This is a genomic window from Pokkaliibacter sp. MBI-7 (assembly GCF_029846635.1).
GTDB lineage: Bacteria > Pseudomonadota > Gammaproteobacteria > Pseudomonadales > Balneatricaceae > Pokkaliibacter.
In genome coordinates, this window is sequence record NZ_JARVTG010000002.1 from 577,586 (window position 1) to 589,121 (window position 11,536).

General features: G+C 51.9%; 7 protein-coding genes. 1 reads left to right on the forward strand and 6 read right to left on the reverse strand.

All coding sequences use genetic code 11. The features are described from left to right. Positions 1 to 84 precede the first annotated feature (84 nt). Both QCD60_RS22275 and QCD60_RS22280 read right to left on the reverse strand, forming a co-directional pair. Positions 85 to 291 carry a cold-shock protein gene (locus tag QCD60_RS22275; RefSeq protein WP_279788552.1) on the reverse strand — a complete coding sequence of 69 codons (207 nt, stop codon included), beginning with the start codon at positions 289 to 291 and terminating at the stop codon, positions 85 to 87. A gap of 232 nt (positions 292 to 523) precedes the next feature. Beyond that, a complete protein-coding gene (locus tag QCD60_RS22280) occupies positions 524 to 721 on the reverse strand; it encodes a hypothetical protein (protein WP_279788554.1) in 198 nt (65 codons plus the stop codon). A gap of 190 nt (positions 722 to 911) precedes the next feature. On the opposite strand from QCD60_RS22280, the gene QCD60_RS22285 reads away from it, so the two are divergent. After that, on the forward strand, positions 912 to 1,502 hold the full coding sequence (locus QCD60_RS22285; protein WP_279788556.1) for a DUF2867 domain-containing protein: 591 nt from the start codon (positions 912 to 914) through the stop codon (positions 1,500 to 1,502). A gap of 436 nt (positions 1,503 to 1,938) precedes the next feature. On the opposite strand, the gene QCD60_RS22290 is transcribed toward QCD60_RS22285, so the two are convergent. The 4 genes from QCD60_RS22290 to QCD60_RS22305 form a co-directional block, all read right to left on the reverse strand. Further along, positions 1,939 to 2,877 carry a diguanylate cyclase gene (locus tag QCD60_RS22290; RefSeq protein ID WP_279788558.1) on the reverse strand — a complete coding sequence of 313 codons (939 nt, stop codon included), beginning with the start codon at positions 2,875 to 2,877 and terminating at the stop codon, positions 1,939 to 1,941. Between the two features lie 14 nt (positions 2,878 to 2,891). Continuing rightward, positions 2,892 to 7,499 carry a CHASE domain-containing protein gene (locus QCD60_RS22295; protein ID WP_279788560.1) on the reverse strand — a complete coding sequence of 1,536 codons (4,608 nt, stop codon included), beginning with the start codon at positions 7,497 to 7,499 and terminating at the stop codon, positions 2,892 to 2,894. 57 nt (positions 7,500 to 7,556) lie between these two features. Then, on the reverse strand, positions 7,557 to 10,052 hold the full coding sequence (locus tag QCD60_RS22300) for an EAL domain-containing protein (RefSeq protein ID WP_279788562.1): 2,496 nt from the start codon (positions 10,050 to 10,052) through the stop codon (positions 7,557 to 7,559). A gap of 553 nt (positions 10,053 to 10,605) precedes the next feature. Continuing rightward, complete coding sequence (locus QCD60_RS22305) at positions 10,606 to 11,514, reverse strand: LysR family transcriptional regulator (protein WP_279788564.1); 909 nt, start codon at positions 11,512 to 11,514, stop codon at positions 10,606 to 10,608. Positions 11,515 to 11,536 lie beyond the last annotated feature (22 nt).

Here is an 11,536-nt window from a genome sequence, read left to right on the forward strand (position 1 = left end):
ATCAAAAAGGAGAGGGTGGTCTGGGTGATTAAATAAAAAACCGCCTAGCAGGCGGCTTTTTTAACAAGTGTTTTGGGTGTTGTATTAAACAACACGAACCTTGTTTGCGCATGGGCCTTTCTGGCCCTGGCCAATATCAAACTCAACTTTCTGACCTTCGATCAGAGTAGCAAAACTGCCACCTGCCAGGATTTCAGAATGGTGTACAAAAAGATCTTTGCTACCATCATCTGGAGAGATAAAGCCAAAACCTTTATCGGCATTAAACCACTTAACTGTGCCTTTGTTCATATTGTACTCGTCTTCATAAGGTGAGAATTAATAAGACTTTTTCCACTATCACCATTACGAAAACAGATAATCATTGCCAACATTTTCAGCGTCACTGGAAATACTGTACTGCAAATTATTTATCATTATCACGTAAGAAATAGGAAGGGTCTCGCAGCACTGCTAGACAGAAAATTCTATCTTTCGAAAATGAGTTTCCGGAAGAAGTACTTGGTGTCACTCGATTGCAGAGTCAACACCATACCTTAATTACTACCCGATTGATAACTTTATTATTGGAAGTGTTGAAAAAAATTTGGATGATGCGTTGATTGGTTAAGAAAAAGTACCAGTCAGCCTCAGAAAGAAGAACCCTTACTCCTTGTAATGCATCAGATTTACCAAGTGCTTGCCCTTCATCACTGCCAGCAGGAATACAGTTTTTTATCATTTATTTTTCGCGTTTTATTTTTCCAAGTAAAAATCATAGTGCGATTTTTTGATGCTGTGACATCGCAAAGCGCTGCCGGAGCGTCTGCTCAGGAGCATGGCCGACAAAACGGTGATAAGGTGTCCGGCGCATCTGAATAGGCGACACTCGTTGCCCGCTATATCCCCGATACCATCACAAGGACCCGTGTATGCAGCCCACCCTCAAGCAAGACACTTCAGTGAAGCATACCGCTGCGGCTGAACCACTTTCATCACTGTTACCGCACTATGCCTTTGAGGAAGTACACAGCATTCTGATTGATGCACCCGCAGAGGCGGTGATGCAGGCTGTGCAGGAGCAGAACATAGCAGGCGACCCTCTGACCCGGACGCTGCTGAGCGTCAGAACAGCGGTAGTGCGCTGGTTACCGCGCCACCGGCACGCCAGAGAGTTTGGCCTGCACAGCTTCACGACTTTGTATCAGTCACAACACTGGTATTGCCTTGGTCTGGCAGGTCGCTTCTGGCGGCTGGATTTTGGGCTCGATGTTATTACTGATCGTGAGGCGTTTATACGGTATCAGCGCAATGCGCGACTGGTGCTGGCCTTTCATGCTGAGCCTTGCGCTGAAGGTGACCGCACCCGGCTCACCACCCTGACCCGCATTCAAACCTTTGACCGTATGGCAGGGCTGATGATGAGGCTGTACTGGCTGGTGATCCGTCCCGCCAGTGGTTTGATCAGAATGCAGATGTTACGGCGGATTAAATCTCAGGCAGAACAATCTGACGTGGAATGACTTGCAGTTAGTTGTCTTCGGAAGAACAAAATTATTTTGTCATCGTGGTGCGGCAAATACGGCAGAGACTGCGAAGCGGCAATAAGCAGTAAATGACCTGAGTAATAGATGGCCTAACAGGCTGTTGAAAATCTATCTGCGTTGCCGAATACCGCGTCAAAAACAGGCTCAAAATGCTCATTTAGCTCACTAAACTCCGCTTTTTCGCCTGTTTCTTGTGCCCTCGGGGTATTTCCTTGTCTCGGCTGCCTCGATAACGTTTTTCAACAGCCTGCTAAGTAATAGTCGGAAAGAATCCATTCGCTGTATTGCGTTCAGGGCACCACAGGGGGAGCGCTTGCTGCCCTGTGGCAAGTCGAGCCGGAGAGCACAGGGCAGGGCGGGCTGATCAGAGTGTAGCGGGCCTGCGAATGCGGCATTGAGTTTAAAAGTACGCTTAGCTGCTGACTACGTATCTGTTTCTGCCCTGTACTTTTGCTTCGTACAACGCTTTATCTGCAGCCTGAATAAGGTGTACAGGCTCAAAATCGCGTTTAGGCACAATCGTCGCTACCCCAATGCTGACAGTGACAAGCTCGCTGATCTCTGAGCTGCCGTTGGCTATTTTAAGATCGTGTACTGCATTGATGGCAGCCCGGGCACGATCAACAGCGCCCGCCTGATCGGTATAGAGCAAGATGCAGGCGAACTCTTCGCCTCCGTAGCGACAAAAAACATCTGTTGGCCTGCGCATCTCTGCTTTCAGTGCTTTTGCCACGGTACGCAGGCACTCATCCCCAGCCAGATGACCATACTGGTCGTTGAAGCGTTTGAAGTAGTCGATATCCATCATCAGCAACGACATGGGCCGTTCTTCACGCTGGCATAGTCGCCATATGTTGTTCAGGGCCTCGTCAAAGCGCCGCCGGTTCGCAACGCCGGTGAGGCCATCTACCATGGCCATGTTCTTCATGAAATCGAGCTGCAGTTTCAGCGCCAGCTGAGTTCTGACACGAGCCATGACGGTGACAGGATTGATCGGTTTGGAGATGAAATCGACTGCGCCGAGCGAGAAGCCAAAGGCCTCGTCAGTGCCATCCGTTTGTGAGGTAACGAAGATAACGGGAATATCTTCTGTTTCCCTGTTCGCTTTGAGTGCTCTGCATACATCATGGCCGCTGATATCGGGCATCACTACATCAAGCAGTATCAAATCGGGCTTCTGAGCCTTTGCCTGCTCTATGGCCTGTGCCCCGCTCGTGGCCATCAGCACCTCGTATTCCTCTTTGAAGACCTGATTGAGGGTGCGGATATTGATCGGCTGATCATCAACAATCAGTAAGCGTAGCTTTCCCTCATGGTGGGGCAAATTTCTCAACACGTCTTCCAGATTCATGTACCCCAGTCCCTTTATAACTTTTCAGTTAGCCCGGCAAGTAATGACCTTGCCTTGTCAAATTCCAGTGCTTCGGCGTATGCCAGCAGCTGTCTCAGCTCACGGAGTATATGCTCATCTGCATCCAGCGTCGCAAGCAGCTCTTCAGCCAGGTCGATGGCCTTGAGATTACCGGCTTCAAGATAGGAGCTTAATTCGGTTAACGAGGCACTCGCAGCGTTAATACGGGCTCGTGCACCGAGACCATCAGATTTCGCTGGAGGGTTTTGTGTGCTTACAGGAGCACTGATCATGCTCTGCAGGCTGGTCTGCAAATCGGTTAAGCCTTCCTCTGCCAGTGACCGTAGTACCCGGACCATATCATCCGTCATTGCCTTGCGCTGGGCATCATCTGTGGCAGATTTGAGCTGCATCTCCCATGTCACAACCTGCTGATATAAATGACTGAGCCCGATCGTGCCTGAGGTTCCCTTTAACGTATGGAGGAGCGCTTTTAGCGACAACCAGTCGTGATTCGATATCGCTTGCTCAAGCTCCGTCAGCTGTTGCTGGAGATTGACCTCAAAGTCCTTCACCAGGCTGCGGTACAGTTTTTCGTTACCACCAAAGCGGGCCAGAATGGCATTGATGGGTTCCTGGGCGCTCTTTTTGCTGTTGTGGCTAATCGCTTGCTCGCTGCTGCCTGACGTACTACCGGACTGCGCATCCTGCCCGTCAGCCGCTTGTGTCACCGCGCCACTTCGCTGCGTATGGTAAAGGATGGCCTCAATGACGCGCGGCAGATCAAGAGGCTTGCCAAGATGCCCATCCATCCCGGCTTTGAAGCATTGTTCCTGATCCGCCAGGGATACGTTGGCCGTCATTGCCAGAATCGGCAGCTTGGTAAAACGCTGATCAGAGCGAATGCGCCTTGTTGCCTCAAGACCATCGATATCTGGCATTTGCATATCCATCAGGACCAGATCATATCGGGTGGCACCCTCTGTGACCCTGGTCACACCTTCAAGCCCGCCATGCGCCATATCCAGCAGAGCACCTTCGTTCATGAGCAATTCCGAGGCCACCTGACGGTTGAACTCATTATCCTCGACCAGCAGCAGTTTCAAACCGTGCAGGGGTTTACGGCTTAATGCTGGGCTGAGACGCTCCTGTGTATCGTTTTTCTCACCGTTAAGTACTCGGGCTACAGTCGAAACGAGTTGCTGGGGTGTTACAGGCTTGGTGAGAAAGTCCTCAAAGGGGGCCGTTCCTGCATCATGCCTCGTCAAGATCTCTTCGCGGCCAAAGGCGGTCACCATAATAATGGCGGGTGTTTTTCCCGGCGCCGCTAAAGACTTAATGGTGATGGCTGCATCGATACCGCTGATATCAGGCATTCTCCAGTCCATCAGGATGAGCTGGATGTCTTGTGCTGCGTCAGCCGTTTCTTTAAAGACGTTAATGGCCTCCGTGCCTGAGCCTGCTTGCAACACGTTGGCTCCCAGGTCTTTCACCGCACCGCATAACAATTCCCGGGCACATTGATTGTCATCTACTACCAGCACATTCAGAGGCAGATGCCTGGTGAGAGACGCTGAGTCGTGCGGCTGAGAGTCCATGTCGACAGGAAGCGTAATATCAAACCAGAAGCAGCTCCCGTGACCTGGCTCGCTCTTCAGTTGCAGATCGCTGTCCATGAGGTTGATCAGACGCCTGCTGATGACCAGCCCCAGGCCTGTCCCGCCATAACGACGAGTCGTCGAGGCCTCTGCCTGTGTGAAGCCTTCAAATATGCGCCCCTGCTGTTCCTGACTGATACCTATACCGCTGTCGATAACGCTGAATCTCAGCCGGGCGGTCTCTTCGGTGCTTTGCTCAAGTAGCTGAATTTTGAGGATGACCTGACCCTGGGGGGTGAATTTAATGGCATTGCTCGCAAGGTTGGTCAGTATCTGCTGCAGGCGGAGCAGATCGCCTGTCAGGCTGAGTGGTAGCCGTCGATCAATATCAAACAACAGTTCAACATCTTTTTTACCCATATTGGCAGACAGTACGACGGCCAAATCGCTCATCAGCTCGTTAATCTGGAAAGGGTGGTTATCCAGTACCAGTTTGCCTGCATCAATCTTGGAGTAATCCAGAATGTCATTCAGCAGACTCAGCAGAGAGGTGGCGGCGATCTGCGCTTTGGAGGCGTACTCGTCTTGTCTGGTCGTCAGTTCTGTGGTGCGCATCAGCTGCAGCATGCCGAGCACTGCATTCATCGGTGTTCTGATTTCATGGCTCATATTGGCAAGGAACATCGACTTCGCTTTGTTGGCAGAGTCTGCCTCTTCCTTAGCCAGGCGCAGACCACTTTCCAGCTCCCGTTCTGCAGTGATATCGCGATTGATGCCGGTCACTTTGACCGCATTTCCAAGAGGGTCCCGCTCTACATAGGCTCCAGCGTGAATGTAGCGTGCTTTGCCGCTGGGAAGGTTTAACCGGAAAACAGGGTCATATATTCCAGTACCTGCAACAGCAGCGTTGAGTTTCTCGACCGCCACAGCGACATCATCAGGGTGAACACGGGCTTCCCAGTGGCTGTAATTCAGGCCCGACTCGCGCAGGCTGACGGGGTATTCATACAGCTGGTACATCTTGTCGTTCCAGCTGAGGGAGTTATCGGCAATCAGCCAGGTCCATATGCCCAGCTCCGCCACCTCTGAGGCCATCAGCAACTGGTCTGTCGTGGACAAAAGCTGGCGCTGTGCTGCCAGCAGTGCATCTTTTTGTTGTTTCTGTTCGGTTATGTCGGTTGCAATACCAAGGTATCCGGTAATCTCGCCGTCGTCGGCCCGTATGGTGGTAACGACCAGCATGACGGGAAAGTGGGTGCCGTCTTTGCGTACATAGGTCCACTCGCGCGTCTCCGCTCCCAGCACCTCCGGCTTTTGCACAAATACTCTGAAACCCTGCACAGGAAAGCCAAGCTCTGCAGAGAGCGTCTTACCACGTTCAACCACCTCTGCTTCGACGTGGATGATGGCAGGAGTGAATCGGTTGAGTACTTCGCCGGCCTTATAACCCAGCATGCGTTCAGCACCATTATTGAACAGCCTGATGACCCCTTCGGTGTCGGTAGCGATAATCGATATCTCCGTCGCCGCAGAGAGCACGCTGTTTACCAGTGCATTGAGCTTCGCCAGTTCTGCTGTGCGCTCCTGTACCTGCTTTTCAAGGTTGGTGTTGAGCTCATGGATCTGTGCCTCTGCTTCTTTTTGACGTGATATATCTCTGACCGTTTTAGAGGCGCCAATGACTTTATTGTTGTCTGAATATATCGGAGAGACGGTGACTGAAACGGGGATGTGAGTACCGTCTTTACGACGGCGAATAGTCTCGAAATGAGGAATGGATTCACCCTGAGATATGCGTGACAGAATCGACAGCTCCTCCGTTCTCCTGTCTGGCGGGACAACCAGCTCAAGAATGGACCGGCCGACGGCTTCCTGCCGTGAAAAGCCAAAAATCTGCTCTGCGCCACGGTTCCAGCTGGTAACCGTGCCATCAAGCGTCTTGCCGATGATGCCATCGCCAGAACTTTCAACAATGGCGCTTAATCGTGTTTGCTCTTCGTGCAACCGTCTTCTGTTGTTCAGGTTAGTGGTAATGGCACCTACCAGAATTGAAATGAGTATAGAAATCGCGGCGCAAAGAGTACCGACGACAGTAACATTGGGCAGGTGCAACTCTTTGACAAACTGGGGGGTGACCGCAGAGTGAAAACGCCATGTTCGCCCAAACATTGTTCTTATTTCATCACGCTGATACTGCCCGGTCATTGTGCTGTCGTTATTGCTATAGAAATCGACGATTCGGTCTGGCTCCGTCACATCTGATAGTTTCAAAATGGTTTCTTCATTTTCCAGCCCTAAACCTTTCAGAACCTCTTCCATTAGCAGGGGGGCATAACTCCAGCCAAAGATCATGTTCTCTTTATCAAAAAGGCTTTCCGGTGTTTTTCCACCACGGTAAATGGGCATCATTATTAAGAACGATTGTTTAGGGTTGCCCGTAGCCTGCACCAGTGTAATAGGGCCTGTAAGGCGAACTTCGCCACTTCTCATCGATGACTCGGCAGCCAGTCGGCGATTTCGTTCAGAGGCGATATCAAGACCGACAGCAGCTCTGTTGCGGTCTACTGGCTCAATGTACTGGATAACGTAACGATCACCGTCATTAGGGTTAAGCTCCCGGATCGAAAAATCAGGCCAGCCGTCTTTACGCGCTTCTTCTACAAACTGTTTTTCTTTTTCTCTCGGGACTAACCGAATAAACCCAAAACCGCGTGCGCCGGGGAATTCACTGTCGGTATCCCGCGTTAAGCTGTATTGATAGAAGGCGGCTCTTGAAAGATCATTTTCTCCTGCCGTTAATATCGAACCACGGGCGCCGCGTAAGCCATACTGATAAAGCGTAATGCGCTCGGTGACACGCTGAATAGTGGTGAGGGTGTTCTCTCTGACAGCATCATTGATACGCTGCTGGTTAGAAAGATGTATTTCGTAGCTGATGCCAATGCTTAAAATGATGCCGACCAGCAACACAGCGAGGGCCATTGTATTTTTTATTGCAGATATGACACTGATACCCGTTCGCATACGAAGCATCCTTTTTTATATCCGTTCTTTTTTATGAATACACAGGCATCAGAAAAATCAGGGCAGTGTTTTTAGGTATTCGCACATTTCAGCATAGGGCATTGGGCGGCAATAATAGTAACCCTGCATGATGTCGCACCCCAGAGCGAGCAACGCCTTTACATGCTCTGCCTGCTCAACCCCTTCAGCCACCAGACCAAGGTTAAGGGATTTGGCCAGACTGATGATGGCTTCCACAATAGAGGCGTCGCTGGGGTCGGTCAGCATATCGCGAATAAAGCTCTGATCGATTTTAAGCACATCAATAGGGAAGCGTTTTAAGTAGGAAAGACTGGAATAGCCAGTTCCAAAGTCATCGATTGATATCTGTAATCCCAGTCTTTTAAGTTCGAGCAGTATCTGGCGTGATGTATCTGTATCTTTTGCCAGCACCCCTTCCGTAATTTCCAGCTCGACCTGGCTCGGTTTTATCATCGTTATTTCGAGTATGTTGCTTATATCCTCCTGGAAGTTTTCCTCCCTGAATTGAACCGCAGAAATATTGATGCACACTTTTATGTTGTGACCAGCCTGATGCCACGTATGAGCATCCTGACAGGCTTGCCTCATGACCCATCTGCCAATGGGTATGATCAGCCCTGTTTCCTCTGCCAGAGGAATAAACTCAGCCGGTGAGATTACGTTTCCTTCTGGCCCTCGCAGCCTTAGTAATGCCTCAACACCAACAATTTTCTGCTGACGGGCATCGATTTTAGCCTGATAGAAAACCTGATAGAGCCCGCTATCCAGCGCCTGACGCATATGCTGTTCGAGGCGATGACGAGCCAGCATGCTGGTCTCTATCTCCTGTGAGAAGAAGTGCCAGCGGTTTCTGCCTTCCTGTTTGGCTTTGTACATGGCGGAGTCGGCATGGCGGTACAGCGATTCGACATCAGAGCAGTCATCCGGGAAGAGACTGATCCCCATACTGATCGACAGGTCATACCGAGACGGTCCAACCCAGAAGGGTTCCTCCATTGCCAGCATGATCTTTTCAGCGTGATAAGCCAGTTCATCAACAGAACCAATGTCAGGCAGCAGGATAATAAATTCATCACCTCCCTGACGGCTGACCGTATCGGAAGTCCGCACTGCCTGTTTTAGCCGCGAGGCGACGTTTTGAATAAGCAGATCACCGACATGATGGCCGACCGAGTCATTAATGGTTTTGAAGTGATCGATGTCGAGCAGCATCATCGCGGCTTTTTCCCGTTTGCTGCGGGCACTCTGTAATGCCCGCTCGGCGCGATCCTGCAGCAGCATACGGTTAGGTAAGTTAGTGAGCGCGTCGTGATTGGCGAGATGCGACATTTTCAACGCCATCGCGCGGGCTTCGCTCACATCATGAAAGACGATAATGGCTCCCTGAATGGCCCCTTCGCTGTCACGAATGGGCGCTGCTGAGTCTTCAACTTCAAAATCGCGCCCGTCGCGTCTGCGCAGGGACGAATCCAGCGCCATGCCTACGACCCGCTGTTCCTGCAGGGCAATGTAGATGGGGTTTCTCAGCTGGTATTTACCGCTGGAATCATGCAGTGGCATCACCTGTTCGATGGGCCTTCCCATGGCCTCACTCGAATACCATCCTGTCAGAGATTCAGCGATGGGGTTCATGAAGGTAACGCTGCCGGACGGATCCGTTGCAATCACTGCATCGCCAATGGAGTTCAATGTAACGCGGAGATGTTCCTTTTCTGTGTGCAGGGCAGACTGGGCAGCTTTCAGTTCGGTAATGTCATGCAACAGCATGACCATGCCGCTGAACGTGCCATCAATCAGCGTCGGGACAAGGGATGCCTGAACGTGGTGAACCGTGCCGTTCGCCACTTTGACCGAGAGGTTTCTGCTGACCGTCTGCCCATCCCGTACCTGGTTCAGCACAGCGAGCAGTGCCGCGACATCCGTGCTGGCTACATCGGTGTGAGGAGCATCATTCAGGCTTCTGCCAATCACCTCGTGCAGAGGTTTTCCCAGCATGGCGAGAGCAGGGTAACCAAACCATTGCCCGTTATGATCATTGGAGAAAATATTATTTAGCTGGCGGTCCCAATAGGCGACGAAGGCGGGAAGATGATGAATGATGTCGTACAGTGTGCTTCTGGCCAGAGCGAGTTGTTGCCTTTCTCTTCGCAATGCCAGATGCGTTTTGACGCGGGCCTTAGCGATAAGCGCATTGAGGGGTTTATGCAGAAAATCCACACCACCGTATTCCAGCGCACGCAGCTCGTTTTCTGTTTCGCTGTGAGCAGTGACAAATATGATGGCAGTGTCTTTTAGCTGAGGATCATTTTTGATGACCTGACAGACTTCATACCCATTCATTCCCGGCATTTCGACATCCAGAAGGATGATGTCCGGGCGGCATCGATGGGCCATTGTTATGGCTTCTGCGCCACTGGTGGCGAAGAAAACCTCACCAAGCGACTCTACCGCGCTGTTGAGCGCTCTGACATTAGAGGGCTGGTCATCCACTATCAGAATGACGTCTGCTGTGTTCAGGAGTGAGTCCATCATCGAAAATTCCCTCGCCTGAGCTGCTCCGGCTGCAGCGTTATTGACAGGCACTGACTGGCCTGCCAGGGCTATGAACAAGCATAGCTGTAAATATCCAGAAACAAGTAGCGCCTCGAGCACTGATGCAATTCTGGCAGTCGCTACGTAGCGCTGCCGCTCTGCGTTGCCTGGCCTGGCCTGTGTATATATAAAGCTCACTCCCGGTACTGCAACGATCCGCGCCGTTGATCAGGCTTTTAGGCCCGGACTGCAAGTAAGCGCTGTATCAGCCACGTCAGCGGCTGCCGGATACGGTGCTTCTGCCGATTAAGAAACCACACCATTTGCAGCAGGGCAGAGGGTAGTTGTTGCCGGGTTTATCATCCCAGTAAATGCCCCACGAATGCGCCCACGGCTCAGCGCATCAACCTCTCGACACCATGACCAAAACATACAGACACCGATATAGATAGCGCATTAGTTAGTTATACCGTTTTCTTAAATGGTAAACACTTAATCAGTCTGGCTGGTTCGGATGTCTGCAACGGCTGTACAGGGTGAGGAGAGGGCGGGCTTAATCCGCTGTGCCCGCCATTTTCTCGACCAGATAATCAACGAATACCCGCACCCGGGCAGGCATGTTCTTCCCGCCAATAAATACCGCGTGAATCACCTCGCGATCCTGCGGATTGAAGTCTTCCAGCAGCGGCACCAGCCGGCCACTGGCCAGCGCCTCCTTGATGTGGAAGTTACCGACACGGGTTATGCCCATGCCTTGCAGCGCCAGTTCCACCAGGGTTTCGCCGTTATTGGCGGTGAGATTGCCTTTGACCGGCAACATGAACTCTTCGCCATCCTGACGAAAGGGCCAGCCCGGCTCAAGGCGGCGGAAACTGAAGTCCAGGCAGTTGAAACGTTGCAGATCGGCCGGGGTCTGCGGTATTCCGGCGTGGGCCAGATACTCAGGTGAGGCCACTACCGTGCGGCCCGTATCACCGAGACGGCGGGCATTCAGGGTGCTGTCAGGGAGCTGGCCAAAGCGGATAGCGACGTCGGCGTCACCGCCGAGCACATCACTGATCAGGTCGCTGACTTCCACTTCGATACGAATATCGGGATAACGGGCAAGAAACTCGCCCAGTAACGGCACGACAGTCAGGCGGCTGTGCGCCGTTGCCGTGCTGACCTTGATCAGCCCGCTGGGGCGGGCACGTTTGGCGATGGCCTCTTCGGTATCTTCCAGATCTTTGAGAATCCGGCGTGCTGCCAGCGCATAGGATTCGCCTTCACTGGTCAGGCGCAGCGCCCGTGTGGTGCGAACAATCAGTTGCACACCCAGTCGCTTTTCGATGCGGCTGACGATCCGGCTGACTGCCGACGGCGTCAGATCGAGGTTACGGGCCGCGCCACTCAGGCTGCCAGCGCAGGCGATGGCGAGAAAGGTCTCCAGCTCGGCGGTCTTATCGGTTCTTCCTGTTTTCATTTTTGATTTATTCGCAAAAGTG